Annotated in this window: 14 protein-coding genes; 6 read left to right on the top strand and 8 right to left on the bottom strand. The window is 69.4% G+C overall.

The window, feature by feature from the left end:
- The 8 genes from DKM19_RS29885 to DKM19_RS29855 all read right to left on the bottom strand — a co-directional run bounded on the left by DKM19_RS29885 (position 1) and on the right by DKM19_RS29855 (position 8,890).
- Positions 1–657 carry a pyridoxal 5'-phosphate synthase gene (locus tag DKM19_RS29885; protein ID WP_110700151.1) on the bottom strand — a complete coding sequence of 219 codons (657 nt, stop codon included), beginning with the start codon at positions 655–657 and terminating at the stop codon, positions 1–3.
- Positions 658–761: 104 nt separating this feature from the next.
- Complete coding sequence (locus DKM19_RS29880; protein WP_110700149.1) at positions 762–1,856, bottom strand: RNA-guided endonuclease TnpB family protein; 1,095 nt, start codon at positions 1,854–1,856, stop codon at positions 762–764.
- Positions 1,857–2,194: 338 nt separating this feature from the next.
- Positions 2,195–2,716 carry a DUF6036 family nucleotidyltransferase gene (locus DKM19_RS29875; RefSeq protein ID WP_110700147.1) on the bottom strand — a complete coding sequence of 174 codons (522 nt, stop codon included), beginning with the start codon at positions 2,714–2,716 and terminating at the stop codon, positions 2,195–2,197.
- Positions 2,713–3,078, bottom strand: a complete 366-nt coding sequence (locus DKM19_RS49880; RefSeq protein WP_162641874.1) for a hypothetical protein — start codon at positions 3,076–3,078, stop codon at positions 2,713–2,715. Before DKM19_RS49880 ends, DKM19_RS29875 begins: the two co-directional genes overlap by 4 nt.
- Before the next feature lie 571 nt (positions 3,079–3,649).
- On the bottom strand, positions 3,650–5,671 hold the full coding sequence (locus DKM19_RS29870; RefSeq protein ID WP_110700145.1) for a glycogen debranching N-terminal domain-containing protein: 2,022 nt from the start codon (positions 5,669–5,671) through the stop codon (positions 3,650–3,652).
- Positions 5,668–7,008 carry a trehalase family glycosidase gene (locus DKM19_RS29865; RefSeq protein WP_204358304.1) on the bottom strand — a complete coding sequence of 447 codons (1,341 nt, stop codon included), beginning with the start codon at positions 7,006–7,008 and terminating at the stop codon, positions 5,668–5,670. The genes DKM19_RS29870 and DKM19_RS29865 overlap by 4 nt, the downstream gene beginning before the upstream one ends.
- 20 nt (positions 7,009–7,028) lie before the next feature.
- The gene (locus DKM19_RS29860; RefSeq protein WP_110700141.1) at positions 7,029–7,829 is read right to left on the bottom strand and encodes a sugar phosphate isomerase/epimerase family protein; all 801 of its coding nucleotides are present in this window, start codon (positions 7,827–7,829) and stop codon (positions 7,029–7,031) included.
- A 14-nt stretch (positions 7,830–7,843) separates the two neighbouring features.
- On the bottom strand, positions 7,844–8,890 hold the full coding sequence (locus tag DKM19_RS29855; RefSeq protein WP_110700139.1) for a zinc-binding alcohol dehydrogenase: 1,047 nt from the start codon (positions 8,888–8,890) through the stop codon (positions 7,844–7,846).
- A 157-nt stretch (positions 8,891–9,047) separates the two neighbouring features.
- Here DKM19_RS29855 and DKM19_RS29850 point away from each other — a divergent pair, with 157 nt between their 5' ends.
- The 6 genes from DKM19_RS29850 (at position 9,048) to DKM19_RS29825 (ending at position 15,990) form a co-directional block, all read left to right on the top strand.
- Positions 9,048–10,442, top strand: a complete 1,395-nt coding sequence (locus DKM19_RS29850; protein ID WP_204358303.1) for an ABC transporter substrate-binding protein — start codon at positions 9,048–9,050, stop codon at positions 10,440–10,442.
- 34 nt (positions 10,443–10,476) lie between these two features.
- Positions 10,477–11,490, top strand: a complete 1,014-nt coding sequence (locus tag DKM19_RS29845; RefSeq protein WP_110700137.1) for a carbohydrate ABC transporter permease — start codon at positions 10,477–10,479, stop codon at positions 11,488–11,490.
- The gene (locus DKM19_RS29840; RefSeq protein ID WP_089206856.1) at positions 11,487–12,353 is read left to right on the top strand and encodes a carbohydrate ABC transporter permease; all 867 of its coding nucleotides are present in this window, start codon (positions 11,487–11,489) and stop codon (positions 12,351–12,353) included. Before DKM19_RS29845 ends, DKM19_RS29840 begins: the two co-directional genes overlap by 4 nt.
- Before the next feature lie 20 nt (positions 12,354–12,373).
- The gene (locus DKM19_RS29835; protein ID WP_110700135.1) at positions 12,374–13,594 is read left to right on the top strand and encodes an ROK family protein; all 1,221 of its coding nucleotides are present in this window, start codon (positions 12,374–12,376) and stop codon (positions 13,592–13,594) included.
- A complete protein-coding gene (locus tag DKM19_RS29830) occupies positions 13,591–14,466 on the top strand; it encodes a Gfo/Idh/MocA family protein (RefSeq protein WP_110700133.1) in 876 nt (291 codons plus the stop codon). The genes DKM19_RS29835 and DKM19_RS29830 overlap by 4 nt, the downstream gene beginning before the upstream one ends.
- Before the next feature lie 426 nt (positions 14,467–14,892).
- On the top strand, positions 14,893–15,990 hold the full coding sequence (locus DKM19_RS29825) for an aldo/keto reductase (protein ID WP_110700131.1): 1,098 nt from the start codon (positions 14,893–14,895) through the stop codon (positions 15,988–15,990).
- The last annotated feature ends 110 nt before the right edge of the window (positions 15,991–16,100 follow it).

Here is a 16,100-nt window from a genome sequence, read left to right as displayed (position 1 = left end):
TCAGGGCCAGAGCATCTCCTTCGACCAGGTGTCGCCGGTGCGCGAGTAGCGCAGCCGGGTGTGCCGCCGCTCGGCGTCTCCCTGCCAGAACTCGACCTGCTCGGCGCGCACGCCGTACAGGGTCCAGTGCGGGGCGACGAGATCGGGGTCGTCCTCGACCCTCGCGTACGCCTCGGCCAGGGCCGCGTCGAGTTCGGCGGGGTCGGCCAGCACCTGGCTCTGCCGCCCGATCAGCGCCTCCGCGCGCGAGCCGGGCGGACGCGCCAGGAAGTCACGGGCGCCGTCGTCCGGGCTCATGGGAAGTACGGCTCCGCGGATCCGGATCTGGCGGCCGACCGTGGGCCAGAAGAACGTCAGCGCCGCGTGCGGGTGCGCGGCGATCTGACGGCCCTTGGGGCTGCCGGAACCGGTGGCGAACTGCCAGTCGTGGCCGGTCAGGTTCTTGAGGATGAGCACGCGCGCGGTGGGGTTCCCGTCGTCCACGGTGGAGAGCGTCATCGCGTGCGGCGCGGGCACCCCCGCAGAGATCGCCTCCTCCAGCCACGCGGCGAACAGCTCGCCCGGATCGCCGGGCGTCGCGGCCGTGTCGAAGGCGGGCATGGAATCGGGAAACACCGGCAGCCCGCGGAGAAGCCGCCGGAGATCGTCGACAGGCATGGCACCCCTGATGCTCTTGATCCAACGAGATACAAGACTGTAGTCAACTACCCGGGCCTGAAGGCCGGAGCTTGCGGCTCATCGCCCTGACTGGGTGCCAGGTGTCAGGCTGCGCTACCGAGGGAGTCCCCGGCGTTGGGCTGGTTGGCGGCAGCCCTGCGACCGATGTTGATCGCAGCGTTGTGGTCGGCGGGGCCGGCGAACCCGCACGCGACGCACCGGAAATCGTCTCGGGTGGGACGGTTCTTCTTCTCGCAATGCCCGCACCGGTGACAGGTGCGGGAGGTATTACGCGGATCCACCGCTCGCACGGTTACCCCGGCGATGGCGGCCTTGTACATCAGGAACGTACGCAACTGGTTGAACGACCAGGAGTGCAGGTCGGCACGCTGAGCCTTACGAACCGTTACCCGATCCCGGATGCCCTCAAGATCTTCGAGGGCGATTCCAGAGCCGGTGCCTTTGGCTTTGCCGACCAGATGTTTCGAGATGACATGGTTGACGTCCCGGGCGAACCGGGACTCCTTACGGCGGCGCTTCTTCAGCAGCCGTTTGGCGGACTTCGTACCCTTCGACTGCAACCTGGCACGCAAGATGCGGTTGCGCCGCCGTACGGCCCGCACACCCGCGCCGGAGTGGGCCTGACCGGTGGAATCGGTCGCGATGTTCACGATGCCGAGGTCCACGCCCAGCCACTCGTCCGGTTCGGGTCCGGCCGGAGGTTCAGGGACATCAACTACTACGGCGAGGAAGAACATGCCGTCGCGGTAGATGAGGTCGGCCTGTCCGCGCACGGTCGTGCCGGTCGTTTTCAGCCACCGGCCTTGGTAGACGACCGAAACGATGATGCGGCCGGTCAGGGTGAGGATGCTGACCGTGTCGCGGCCCTTCCAGGTGAGGATGCGCGGATCGTAGGCGACCGCACCCAGCTCCCGGAACACCGGCTTGATCTTCTTGTCTCTCTTGTATGCCTCACAGGCTTTGGCGATAGACCGGATGGCCATCTGCGCCGACAGGTTGAAGTCGGCGCGTAGGTCGGCGTAGAGGAGCTTCTGGATCGCGATTTTGTTCGCGGTCCGCTGCTTGAACGCGACTTCGGCTACCCGGTTGGCGGCGGCGTTGCAGGCGCGCATCGTCGCCAGCAGGGCCTCGCCCTGCTCAGCGCTCGGGGCGAGCTTCACCATCTCCGTCACCAACATGCGTTGAGCATGTCATTCAGTGCCAGCAGGCGGCATCGTTTCGTGCTTCCTTCCCGACATGAACGACGGGGCCTCCACACCGCATGTCGGTGAATTCGGCCCGCCCAGTGGCGCGGACGCCGCCACCCTGCTCGATCCGGAGACGGCCCTAGAACCTCACCAACCGGGTGTGAGCTTCGCGAACAGGAAAACCGACGGTGACACTCTCCGGGCACAACATGAGTTAAGGCTGTGATTTTCGGACGTCGGTTTTGCCGTTGATTCCCCGGAATGTTCAGATCGTCGGTTTGGATGGTATTCGCCGAGTGATCATCTGCGGGTGAGATCGACGTTCCGGCTCAGTCGAACAGATCGGCCAGCACCGCACGCGCTCGCGGGGAAACTTCTTCGCCAGGAAAGAACTGCTCACACAGACGGAGCGCGTCCTCCGATGACGCGATGCCGGCGAGGCCGGCCAGGTGCCGGAGGTCGTCCACATCACGTGTACGGGCAGCCATCGCCTTCATCGCGAAGATGTGTTCCGGCGAAGCCGCCATCACCCGTAGCCCCGGGTGGTCGAAGACCCTCCGCTTTCCCGGGTCGTCCTTGCCGGAGATATAGACACTGGCCTGCTCGTTCAACCACCAGGGGGGCAGATCGAGGTCCTCGGCGACCCGACGGGCCTCCTCCAGCACCACCCCATGCGGCACGAAGAGTGCATCGACGTCGCGGGTGACTCTGACAGCGTCGTAGGCGAGTGCCATCGCGGCTCCACCCACGACAAAGAGATCCGCTACGACGCCACGGCGCACCAAACGCTCTCCCAGTGCCGTGAACGCATGCTCAAGCTCAGCCCGGCCGAGTAGTCCGTCGTCGCTCACGCGGCCTCTAGATCCTTACTCGAAAGGTAGACGCCGTGCTTGCGAAATGCCGCCGGCGCCCAGACGAGAGCGTCAGTTCGCTGGCTGGCCAGTTCCGCCGGGAACCAGGGGCGTCGCAACACTCGTAGAGCCGTCCATGGAGGTGGGGCAAGATCATGCTTGGCGGCGAGGTGTTCCGCGAGAGCGGCCAGAAGCGCATCCCATCGCTCGTCGCCCACGGGTTCGGGTTCGGACTGCAGCAACGACGGCTGAAGGCTCGGCGATTCCCAGCGGTATTCCTCCAGGAACTCCCATACAAGCTTCCATCGGATCTTGTCGCTGGTATTCGCTGCCAGGCGCGGGGCAAGATCGGAAAGTGCCATCGGGCGGTAAACCATCCTCTTCCCCTTCCGCTCGCACTTGGTTCGATGCTATCGCCTTCGACCACGCGATTCAGGCTCACGGACTTGTCAGCCGGTCGGCCGCATTTTGCCGTCAGCTGGTCTTGAAGGATGCTCTTGAGATAGCTGTTGACGTTCTGGTTGTAGGAGATCGGCCCTGTATTCCGTTGGCTCTCAGCGAGCGGGGCGGGGTAGGGCAGAGCAGCCCCGCATCCGATTCGCAGACGAGTACTCCCCCTGTCTGCTGTACGGGTAGATGCTGGCGACGTAGTAGGGCCGGTGAAATGGCTGCGGCCGATGCCAGGTCGAGGTCTTCCGCGGTAGGTGAAGCCGTACTCATGGCGGGAACCGAGTACGCGGTCATGGGGGATGGGCCGCCGGGGGTGGCCGCGATGCGCGCGGCGGCAGTGTGGCGGGGAAGCTTGTGGCGGGAAATCATGACGGGGCCGTGTAGGAGTGTGCGGCATCGGGGGAGGGACTTGGGTTCGGGAAAACAGAGGACCGGCGACCGTTCACCGGGACGTGGGCGGGTCGGCGGACGTGACAGAGATTCTCAGCGGGCGGCGCTCTCCCGGTGACCGTCGGTGTGGCGGCGCGTGTCTCCGACATCGCCGGAGGGATCCGCGGAAGCGGTGGCGGTTTCCCTCAGAGCGGTGAGGAGGGCGAGTGGCGTCGCGGCGGCCCAGGCCTGGGGAGAGGAGGAGTGCGGATAGGGCACCGGGGCCGGGTGGTCGTCGCGCCCGTATCCGGCCATGACCTCCGGCAGTCGCCAGTCGTGGAGGGCCGCCGCCCGGATCAGGCCTCGGGCGACGGCGCCGGCCTGCTCGACGAGCCCGCAGCGTGCCAGGCCGAGCACGATGACGGCGTTGTCGTGCGGCCAGATGCTGCCCCGGTGGTAGGAGAGCGGGTGGTAGGGGGCCTGGCCCGCGGCGAGCGTACGGATGCCGAAGCCGGAGAAGAAGTCCGGCCGCAGAAGCCGGTGACCCACCGCCTGCTCCTCCTCCGGGCCCAGGATGCCGGACCACAGCAGGTGCCCGGCATCGGAGGCGAGCGCGTCGACCTGCCGGTCCCGGCCGTCCAGGGCGAGTGCGGGAAAGGCCTGTGCGGGCATCCAGAAGTCGCGGCGGAAGCGGGTCCGCAGGTCGGCGGCGGTTTCGTCCAGGCGGTCGGCCTCGCGCGGGTCCTCCCACACCGTGCGGGCGAGCCGCGCCGTGCGGACCAGCGCGTCGTAGGCGTATCCCTGCACTTCGGAGACCGCCAGGGCGCCCTCGGCCTGGTGCCCGTCGGAGAAGCAGACGGCGCCGGGCGAGTCCTTCCAGTTCTGGTTCGCCAGGCCGCCGTGTGGCGCGTCGGAGGTGTAGCGAAGGTATCCGTTCTCGCCGAGGCCGCCGTCGCGGAACATCCACTCCACCGCCGCGCGTGCCTGCGGTTCGAGGCGCCGGGCCAGAGCCGGGTCGCCGGTGACCGCGGCGTGGGCCTCCAGCAGCACCAGGAAAAGTGGGGTGGCGTCAACGCTTCCGTAGTAGCGGCCGTAGGGGACCTGCCCGAAGTGCGCGAGCTCGCCGTACCGTACCTCGTGCACGATCCTCCCCGGCTGCTCCAGTCGCGCCGGGTCGTTCCGCGTCCCCTGGGTGGCGGCCAGGGCGAGCAAGGTGTCGGCGGCCGGCCCGGGCCGGTACGGCAGGGCGAAGAGCGAGGTCAGCAGGGAGTCACGGCCGAAAAGGCTGAGAAACCAGGGAACGCCGGCCGCGGGCACCCGCAGCGCCTCACCGCCGGGTCCCGCGAAGGGGATGCGCAGCTTCGCCAGGTCGGCCAGGCCCTGCTCGCAGGCTCGGGCCAGTTCCTCCCAGGAGGTGAGGTCACGCGGGCGGGGCCGTGCGTGAACGAATCCTCCGGTGTCGGCCTCCTGCCGGTTCCGCACGGTGGCGGGGGCACCGGGCAGGGGTGGTTCCGGCGCACCGTGAGGAACGGCCCGGGCGGTGAGCGCGAGATCGGCCGTGCCGTGGGCCGGCAGCGCCAACCGCCAGATCAGGACGCGGGCGGTGCCGTCCTCGTCCGCCGGGCGGGTGCGGTGCGGAGGGGGTGAGGCGGTGACGGCGGTGCGCGAGGACCAGGTTTCGCCACGCCGGTAGTGGAAGGCGACCCCGTTCGGCGTGTTGTGCGCCGTGCGGTGCGCGCCGGGTTTCTCGTACGTGCGGTGGTCGGCGCGGAGCTCGAACTGGTCCGCGAAGTCGGCGTCGACCTGGAGTTCGACCTCCACGACGGTGGGCGCGCCTCGGTTGCTCACCAGCCGGATGTGCTCGGTGAGGGCGCCCGGGGCCACCGCCTGCTCCCGGAAGAGGGTGTAGGCGGGGGGATGGTCACGGGTGCCGGCCGGGGTGAGCACGCAGCCGTCCTCCGAGGAGGTCAGAAGGGTCGGGGCCGCACCGTCCGCGGTCAGCAGCCACCGGCTCAGGTGCCGGGCGTCGCGGATGAACAGTCCGTCCGTCGAGGTGCCCCGGGTGCCGTGGATGTCCCCGTGAGAGGTCATTGCGGCGAAGGTGCCGCTGTTGACCAGCAGGCGGCCGGTGGTCATCGGGCGGAGTCCCCTTCGTCGCATGCGTGGAGCAGGTCCAGTGCCAGAGCGGCGGTCCAGCTGAAGCGCCGGATGCCGCGTCCCTCTCCCGTGTACGGCTCCAGGTACTCGGCGAACCCCGAGCGGTACGCCGCGGTCAGGAACTGCGCGCGCAGCCGGCCGGCGGCTCCGGCTTCGCCGTGCCGCACGAGTCCGTGGTGGATCAGCCAGGCCGTGTTGAACCAGCTGGGCCCGCGCCAGTAGCGGTTGGCGTCGAACTTCTTCGCCGTCAGGTCGTAGCTGGGCACGAGATGCACCTGTCCCAGGCGGAAACGGGGGCCGTGGGCGGTTCCTACCAGAGCCGACGCGATGTCCTGCGGCAGGCCGGGGACGATCAGGGGGACGAGCCCGGACACGCTGTGCCCGGCGATGGGTTCGCCGGTCACCAGGTCACGGGCGAGGAAGATGCCTCCGGCCGGGTCCCACAACCGGTCGATCAGGGCGGCGGTCGCCGTCTCGGCCCGCCGCAGGTGCGCCCCCGCGTCCGCGCCGACCGCTCGGGCGATCGCGGCGAGCGCGTGTTCGGACGCGATGAGCAGCGCGTTGAAGGAGGGGTCCTCGATGGCGAAGGCGTGCGGGGTGCGCGCGTCGTCGTAGGCGTGGTCGCGGTAGGTCGTGGCCAGGCGCACGTACCGCGCGTAGTCCAGGTCGGTGGGCCTGTCCGCGGCGGAGCTGTGGTCGAGGTCGGCCCGGCGGAAGGACTGCCGCGGTGCGGGTTCCACCCGGGCCAGGGCCTCGTCCCAGCACGGGCTGTTGTCCAGCCCCGGCTCCCAGGGGTGTACCACCGCGGCCAGCGAGCCGCCGGCCAGGTCCCTGGAGGTGGACAGGTAACGGTGCCAGGCGGCGAGCCGGGGGTACACGCGCGGCAGGAAGCCGCGGCGGCGCGACTCGGCGGGATCCGCGAGGTGCACCTGCCAGGCGGCCAGGGCGTGGACGGGCGGCTGGACGATCCCCGAGGTCTGGGTGGTGGAGGGCGCCCCGGCGTTCCGGCCGGCGGTGGAGGAGCGCCAGAAGTCGGGGCTGGGGAAATAGGCGCCGAGCGGTACGGACGGGTTGAAGGCGATGTGCGGGATCCGGCCGTCCCCCCACTGCGCGCCCAGCAGCGTCTCCAGTTCGCGCTGGGCCCGGCGCGGGGCGATGTGGCGCAACCCGATGGCGATGAAGGCCGAGTCCCAGCTCCACTGGTGCGGGTACAGGGCACGCGAGGGAACGGTCGCCGCCCCGGTCCAGTTGTCGAAGAGGACATGGGTGGCGGCTTGGCGCAGGTGTGCCCGGCGGCCGGCGTCAGGGGTTGGCACGGCCGCTTCGGGGACCGTGATCATCCGGCGGCTCGGTGAAGGAGGGACGGGATCGAGCGCACGGCCTGGGCAGGGTCCCCGGAGAGCCGGCACTCGACGGCCAGGTAGCCGTCGTAGCCGATGGCGTTCAGCGCGCCCAGCCAGGCGGGCCAGTCGAGGTGGCCGGCTCCGGGCTGGAGGCGGTTGGAGTCGCTGACCTGGGCGTGGCCGATCAGGGGCGCGGCGGCGAGGATGGCGGCCCCGGGGTCGGCCTCCTCGATGTTCATGTGGTAACTGTCGATGCCGATGCGGACCGAGTCCAGGCCGACGGCGCGGATCAGGTCGGCGGCCTGCTCCAGCCGGTTGACCATGTGATCCTCGTAGCGGTTGAGCGGTTCGAGGAAGAGCGCGACACCCTCGGAGCGGGCGTGTTCGCCCAGCTCGGTGAGCCCTTCCAGCAGCACCTCGCGATCCTGCTCCTCGCCGCGCGGCGGCTCGAACGGTGGCAGCCGGCGCGAGAACATGCCGTAGGAGGCGGGGGTCTGGGCGCCGAGTCCGCCGAGCTCGCCGATGACGGACAGCTGGGACTTCATCTGCTCGACGGCGTCGCGGCGCAGGTCGTCGTCGAAGGCGCCGAAGAAGTGCAGCATGTCCACGCACACGGTCGGCATGACGACGCCGTCGGCGAGGGCTTTGCGCAGTTCGGGCAGCCGGTCGCGGAAATGGAAGTCGCCCTTGGCGCGCAGCTCGATGGCGTCGTAGCCGGCGCTCTGCGCGAACTCCCACTTCTCCTGGAGGGTCTCGCCGGGAAGCAGCTGCTCTTGGCAGGCGGTCTTGAACATGGTCGTCAGCTCTCTCAGAATTCCAGCACGACCTGGAGGGCGTCAGCGGGACGCTCATCCAGAAGGACGTAGGCCTCGGCCGCGTCGGCGACCGGTATGACATGGCTCACCAGGGACTTCACGTCGACGAGGCCGTCGGCGACGAGCCGCAGGAAGGTCTGCTGGAGCCGGTCCACGCTCCAGCGCCCGGCGAGCTGCGGCGGGACCCCGCCGATCTGGGAGCTGACGAGCTGCACGCGGTTGTGGTGGAACTCGTCGCCGAGCCGCAGGCCCACACCGTCGCCCTGGTAGAAGCTCGAGGCGACGATCCGACCACCCACGGCCACCGAGCGCAGGGCTTCGTGCAGGGCAGGGTAGGCGCCGCTGATCTCGACGGCCACGTCGGCGCCGCGCCCGTCGGTGGCCTCGCGGATCCGCTCCGCGACGGCGTCGGTGCGCGCGTTCAGGGTACGGACGGCGCCGTACTCCACCGCTCTGGCGAGCCGGGAGTCGAGTGCGTCGACGGCGGTGACGCGGGCGCCGCTCAGCTGTGCCAGCCGGGTGGTGAGCAGGCCGATCACGCCCTGACCGAAGACGGCGACGTCCTCGCCCAGGTGGATGTCGCCGGCGAGTACGGCGTTGTACGCGATGGCCCCGACCCGGGCGAAGGAACCGGCGAGCGGGGCCAGCCCTTCGGGAAGCCGGTGGCCGATCATCCTCTCGGCGGGGACGATGCCCTCGCTGCGGTGCCCCCAGATGCCCCACACCAGTTCCCCGGGTTTGGGCATACCGGGGGTGCCCGCGAGTTCCGGGGAGACCTCGCGGACCTCGCCGACCTCGGAGTATCCCCAGCCCACCACCGGGTACGAGATGCCGGGCCCGCCGTCACGGAAGAGCCGAGCCTCGGGGTCCCAGGTGCGGGTCAGGTAGGGGTTGGTCCCCCGGTAGGCGGTGAGCTCGGTGCCCGCGGAGATGCCGGAGTACCGGGTCCGGACGCGTAGGTGACCGGGTGGCAGAGGGGCGGATTCGCCGGTGGCGACCTCCACCTGGCGGGGACCGGTGAACTGGACGACGCGTTCCACAGGAGGACTCCGGAAGATTGTTTATGGCTGGCTGTTAAGCAAATCAGCCTGGTTTATGTCTAAGGCATCCTAGGCTTAGGTCTTGCCATTACGCAAAAGTGGTGTTCTGATGCAACACGTACGAAACACAAGGCGGCAGTGAGGACGGTTCATACGAATGTGGTCCCGAAGGTCGAGGGCGCTGGCGGCCGGCTTGGCCGCCACGCTGGGGGTCGGGCTGATGTCCGGCTGCGCCGCGCAGGGGAAGAGCAGCCCGGACAACAAGATCACGGTCTGGAGTCTGGAGAACCTCACTCCGCGCATGGAGGCGACCAAGAAGATCGTCACGGCCTTCGAGAAGGAGACCGGTGTCCAGGTGAAGCTGGTCGGGGTCGACGAAGGCCAACTGCCGCAGCTGATGATGTCCGCAGCCGCCGCCGGGACCCTCCCCGACGTCATCGGTGGTGTCCCGCTCGCCCCGGCCTGGCAGATGTACACCAACGGGCTGCTCGACACCGCGGCCACGGGCAAGGTCGTCGACAACCTCGGCGTCGGCACCTTCAACGGCAACGCCCTGGGGCTGACCAGCGACGGGGCCATCCGTCTCGGCGTTCCCAGCGATGCCTGGATGCAGATCCTCGTCTACCGCAAGGACCTGTTCGCCGATGCGGGACTCGCCGCCCCCGACTCCTACGCCGCCATGCTCCAGGCCGCCAAGACCCTCAACCGCGGCGGCATCAGCGGCATGTCACTCGCCACCGACCCGAGTGACGTCTTCACCCAGCAGAGCTTCGAGGATCTGGCGCTCGCCAACGACTGCCGACTCGTCGGTTCCGACGGCAAGGTCGCCCTCGACAGCCCCCAGTGCCGGCAGGCCTTCACCACCTACGATCAACTCGCCGCCGACTACGGGGCCGCCGGCACCCAGAGCGTGGACTCGACTCGCGCCACCTACTTCGCCGGCCGCTCCTCGATGATCGTCTGGTCCACCTTCCTGCTGGACGAGCTGGCGGGCCTGCGCGCCGATGCCCTGCCCAGCTGTGCGCAGTGCGCCAAGGACCCGCAATACCTCTCGGACAACAGCGGGATCGTCACGGCCCTGAAGGGTCCGGGCGCAGCCAAGCCCGCACAGTTCGGGGAGATCGCCTCCTGGATGATCACCCGGGCCGCCGAGACCGGGGCCTCGGAGAAGTTCGTCGAATACATGATGAGCACCGGGTACGAGGGCTGGTTCGGCATGGCCGCCGAGGGCAAGATCCCGGTCCGCAACGGCACGGCCACCGACCCCGACAAGTACCGCGAGGCCTGGCGCGCCAGCGACATCGGCGTCGACACGAAGAAGCCCCTGCAGTCCGTCTACTCCGCCACGCTGCTCGACGAACTCGCCGCCGGCGTCAGCAACATGCAGCGCTGGGGCATCACCGAGGGCCAGGGCGCGCTGGTCGGCGCGACGCTCGGCGAACTGCCCATACCAAAGGCAGTCGGCGCCATGACCGCCGGCCAGAGCACCCCCGAGCAGGCCGCCAAGGAAGCCGCCGAGGAAGTCACGGCCCTGCAGAAGTCCCTCCAGTGAGCCGCCCCCGGCCCTGTCTCCCTAGGAACCCACGATGAGCACCGTACAAGGCGCCGAGCAGCGCCGATCCCCCGCGCCTAGCCCGGGGCGCAAGGCCCGCCAGGGCCGAACCCCCACCCTGGCCCAGCGCGAGAACCGAACCGGGCTGGCCTTCGTGTCTCCCACCGCGCTCGTGGTCCTGGTCGTCGTCATCCTGCCCATCGCCTGGACCGTGCTGCTCGCCTTCCAGCACGCGCGGCTGGTCGACATCCAGAGCATGAGCTTCCTGTCCAACTGGACCTGGGAGAACTTCACCGAGGTCTTCACCTCGCCCGGCTTCTGGACCTCGCTGTGGACCACCCTGGTCTACACCGCGGGCAGCACCGTCGGCTCAATCGCCCTCGGGCTGGTCGCCGCCCTCGCCCTGCGCCGCCCCTTCCGGGGACGGGCTCTGCTGCGCGGCTCGATGCTGCTGCCCTACGTCGCGCCCGTGGTGGCCGTCACGTTCGTCTGGGAGATCGCCCTCAGCCCGCAGTTCGGCATCGTCAACGAGTGGGGCGGCAAGCTGCTCGGCTGGGACAAGCCGATCGCCTTCCTGTCGACCCGCTCCCAGGAGATCTCCCTCCTCGGCTGGCACGTGCATCTGCCGCTCGCCCTGCTCACCGTCATCGCCTTCGAGATCTGGCGCTACTTCCCGTTCGCCTTCCTCTTCCTGCTCGCCCGGCTCCAGGCCGTCCCCGCCGGGCTGGAGGAGGCCGCCACGGTGGACGGCGCCACGCACACCCAGCGCTTCCGGCACATCGTGCTGCCCCAGCTGATGCCGGTGATCGCGCTGCTGTCGGTGCTCCGGTTCATCATGACGTTCAACAAATTCGACGACGTCTATCTCCTCACCGGCGGCGGCTCCGGCACCGACGTCGTCGCCGTACGGGTCTACGACTTCCTCACCGCCCGCTACGACGTGGGCGCGGCAGCCGCACAGGCCCTGGTCCTCGCGCTCATCCTCGCCGTGCTGCTCGGCATCTACTTCAAGTTCTTCGCCAAGAGGGTCCAGGAGGAGGCGTCATGAGCCGCGCACAGGTCGAGAAGAGGATTTTCGGCGTCCTGCAGTGGGTCGTGATCGCCTTTCTCGCGGTCATTACCCTCTTCCCCTTCTACTACATGCTGCTGCTGTCGGTGAAGCCCATCGACCAGCTGCTGCTCGATCCCGGCCGGCTGTGGGTGGGCTTCTCCGAGCTCACGTTCAGCACGTACCAGAACGTCCTCCAGTCGGTCGACGACGGCGGCCAGGGATTCCTGGGAATGCTCGGCAACTCCGCGCTCGTCGCCCTCGCCACCGTGGCGATGACCCTGCTGGCGTCCGTGCCCGGCGCCTACGCCGTCAGCCGGTTGAGGTTCTTCGGCGGACGTCAGGTCAGCGCGGTGTTCCTCGCCGTCTACCTTTTTCCCGCCACCCTCCTGGCGATCCCGCTGTTCGTGATGTTCGCGCGGATAGGCCTGCAGGGCAGCCTGGTCGGGCTCGCCGTCGTCTACATCGCGCAGACCGTGCCCGTCTCCATCTACATGCTGAAGAACTACTTCATCACCATCCCCAGAAGCATCGAGGAGGCAGCGGCGCTGGACGGCTGCTCACGGCTGCAGACCCTGCGCCGGGTCGTGCTGCCGCTGGCCGCGCCCTCGCTCATGGCGACCGGCCTGTACGTCTTCATGATCGCTTGGAACGAGTTCCTCTTCGCCCTGCTCTTCCTCGCCGCCGAGCCCGGCAAGTGGACCGTCTCGCTGGGTCTCCAGCAACTGGCCAACGGCATTGAGGTTCCCAAGACCATTCTCATGGCCGGCTCCGTCGTCCTCACGATCCCCGTGGTACTTCTTTTCTACGCCGCTGAACGACTCCTTACCGAGGGCCTCACCAGCGGCGCGGATAAAAGCTGAGACGAGGAGCGACACACCGGATGGCAACGCCCTGGAACACCGCAGGCCACCTCCTGGAACTGATCCGCACCGGGCAGGCGGGCACCCGGGGCGAGCTCCAGCGCGTCACCGGACTCTCCCGGTCGACCGTCGGCCAGCGGCTGGACCAGCTCTTCTCCGCCGGCTGGCTGCGCGAGGTCCCGGGCAATCAGCCGACCGGAGGACGCCCCTCCACCCGGTTGGAGTTCGAGACCCGGCACGCCGTGGTCCTCGCCGCCGACCTGGACACCACGTATGCCCGCGCCGCCGTCCTGGACCTGGCCGGCGGCATCCTCGCCGAGCACTCCGGGGACCTGCTGATCGAGGACGGCCCCGAGCTCGTCCTCGACCGGCTCGGCGTCTGGTTCGCCGACCTGCTGACCGCGTCCGGGACCGCCCCGACCGCGGTCTGCGGAGTGGGTCTGTCGCTCCCAGGGCCCGTCGACTGGTCGTCGGGAAGGGTCGTGCGACCGCCGATCATGCCCGGCTGGGACGGATACCCGGTTCCCGAACGGATGCAGCGGTCTCTCGGCCGGCACGTCGGCACCGGCCCCGCCGTCCCGGTCCTGGTCGACAACGACGCCAACCTGATGGGGCTGGGCGAGCAGCGCGACTCGTTCGCCGACTGTTCCGCGTTCGTGCTGGTCAAGGTCTCCACCGGCATCGGAGCCGGGGTCGTCATCGACGGCAGAGTCTTCCGCGGCATCGACGGCGGCGCCGGGGACCTCGGCCATATCCGCCTCGGTGACCAGCCGGACGTCCGCTGCATGTGCGGCTCCTACGGCTGCCTGGCCGCCATCGCCAGCGGCCGGGCACTGGCCGGGCAGCTGGCCGCCCTCGGGGTGCCCGCCGCGTCCGGCGCGGACGTTCGCGCCTACCTCGACGCGGACCACCCCGACGCGGTGCGCCTGGCCCGCGAGGCCGGTCGGCGCTGCGGGGAGGTGCTTGTCACCGTCGTCACCCTGCTCAACCCCGGCGTCCTGATGATCGCCGGAGATCTGGCCGAGACCCACTTCGTCACCGGGGTGCGCGAACTGTTGTACCAGCGCGCCCTGCCTCGGGCCACGCGCAACCTGCAGGTCGTCACCTCGCAGCTCGGCGACCGCGCCGGGCTCGCCGGGGCCACCGCGATGGTGGTCGAGCACCTGTACGCGCCCGATCAGGCCGACGCCCGCCTGGCGGCGGCCCGCCCACCGCTCCTACCCGCTGGAGAGAGTCTGTGAGTACCACCACGCCCGTCGAGGTCGGCCTGATCGGCGCCGGCCCGTGGGCCCGTACCATGCACGCCCGGATGCTGGCCGCAGGCCCGGAGACACGGCTCGCCGCTGTCTGGGCGCGCCGTGCCTCCGCGGCCCGGGAGGTTGCCGAACCGTATGGGGCGGTTGTCGCCGGCACGCTGGAAGAGCTGTTCGACCGGTGTGAGGCCGTCGCGTTCGCCGTGCCTCCGGCGGTCCAGGCGGAGCTCGCCGTGCGTGCGGCCAAGGCGGGCAAGGCACTGCTGCTGGAGAAGCCGCTGGGGCCCGACCTCGCGTCGGCGCGTGCGGTGGCCGTCGCCGTCGCCGACGCCGGCGTCGTCTCGCAGATGGTGCTGACCAAGCGTTACCACCCTTCCACGCGAGACTTCCTGCGCCGGGCGGCGCAGCTGGAGATAACCGGGGCCCGTTCGTGTTACCTGCACGGTGCCTTCCTCGGAGGGGAGTTCGCCACCGACTGGCGGTTGGAGCAGGGAGCGCTGCTCGACCTCGGCCCGCACCTGCTGGACCTCCTGGACGCCGCGATCGGCCCCATCGCCGGTATCCGGGGGACGGGTGATCCCCGCCGCTGGGTGGAGCTGACCTGCGAGCACGAGAACGGCGCCGTCAGCCAGGCGTCCCTCTCGGGCAGTGTTCTGCTGCCCCGGGCGCGCACCCGGATCGAGCTGCTCGGCCCGGCCGGGGAACTGGTTTTCGACACCTCCGAGATCGACCATGAGGAGTGCTGGCCCATCCTGCGCGCCGAATTCGCCGCCGCCGTGCGGTCGGGCCGCTCGGGCGAGCTGAACGCGGCCCGGGGCCTGCGCCTGCAGGAGCTGCTTGACGCCGCAACACCGCACTGACCGCGGGTGTGACCCAAGCCGGGCTGCCCGGTTGTCAGCCGCCCTGCTCGTTCGGTGAGCGTGGCGGTCCGGCGCTGAGTGCCTTCACCGAGGCCATGCCCACCCACACCGGGCATCCCGGTCGATCGCGACGGGTGCCGCCGCGCGCGATGCGCACCCTGGTCGCCGCCCCGGTCTTCCCGGCATGTCTCCATCGTCAGTGGACGGACTCGCCGGCCCATCGAAAATTGGACTTGACAGTCCAATTTTCGATGGGCACGCTGACTGGACCGCACGGCTGAGAAAGCGAGTGAGCCCCAGGTCATCGGCAACAACACCCTGGTCCACGCGTTCGTGGAGGTGTTCACCGTATGCACGCCTCGGCCGTTCGGAGGAGCCGGGAAAGGCCGGTCTCCGCGAGTCCGCTTCCGAACGGGGTAATGCTTCATGTCTCTCGATCAATACTATTTGCTCGGCCGTTCCGGGCTGCGCGTCAGCCGGCTGGCACTGGGCACGATGAACTTCGGCACCGGCGGTTTCCACGCCGCGTACGGCAAGACCGAGGAGGAGGCCCGTCCCATTTTCGGTCGTTACCTCGAAGCGGGCGGGAACTTCATCGACACCGCGGATTTCTACACCGCCGGTGAGAGCGAGACCATCCTCGGCAATCTCATCGCGGAGGCCAAGGTGCGCGACAGGGTGGTACTTACCACCAAGTTCACCAACAGCGTCGACCCCGGAGATCCGAACGCGGGGGGCAACGGCCGCAAACACATGATCAGAGCGGTCGAGGCATCACTGCGCCGCCTGCGCACCGACTACATCGACCTGTTCATGCTGCACATCTGGGACCGCATCACACCCGTCGAGGAGGTCATGCGGACCTTCGACGACCTCACCAGGGCGGGAAAGATCCGCTACGCGGGCCTGTCCGACGTGCCCAGCTGGTACGCGGCACGGGCTCAGACCTACGCCGAGGCCCACTCCCTCGTACCGGTGGTCAACCTGCAACTGCCCTACTCCCTCATCGAGCGGACGGTCGAGCTGGAGCACGTCGCGATGGGGCAGAGCCTGGGACTCGGCATCACCGCGTGGAGTCCGCTCGGCGGCGGCTTCCTCACTGGCAAGTACCGGAATGCCGACCAGGGCCTGACCGGGGAAGGGCGGCTCAGCGGCGGAGGCGTGTCCGGGTTCTCGTGGACGGACAGGGACTGGCGGCTTCTGGCGACACTTGAGAGCGTCGCCGGCGAGCTTGGTGTGACGATGGCTCAGGTCGCGGTCAACTGGGTCGCCACCCAGCCCGGGGTCGCCTCGGCGATCATGGGGGCGAGCAGTGCGGACCAGCTTGACGCCAACCTGGCCGCACTCGATTTCGAGCTGCCGGCGGAGCTGCGCGCCAAGCTCGACGAGGCTAGTGCCGTGCCACCCCGGGGGGTCTACAGAATGTTCACGCCGGACTACCAGAGCTGGCTGATCAGTGCCGGCGTCAAGGTGGGGGACAAGCCGGCCGGGTACGCCCCGGCCGTGCGGAACTGGGCATCCTGAAGGCTCGCGCGCGGGCGCGAGACCACGGCGGGCGGCCGTCGGGAAATTCACGCGCGGGCGCGAGACCACGCCGGCCTGCCGTCGGGAAATTCACGCGCGGGCGCGGGACC

This window comes from Streptosporangium sp. 'caverna' (assembly GCF_003203775.1).
Lineage (GTDB): Bacteria > Actinomycetota > Actinomycetes > Streptosporangiales > Streptosporangiaceae > Streptosporangium > Streptosporangium subroseum.
This window is presented reverse-complemented; position numbering and strand designations above follow the sequence as displayed.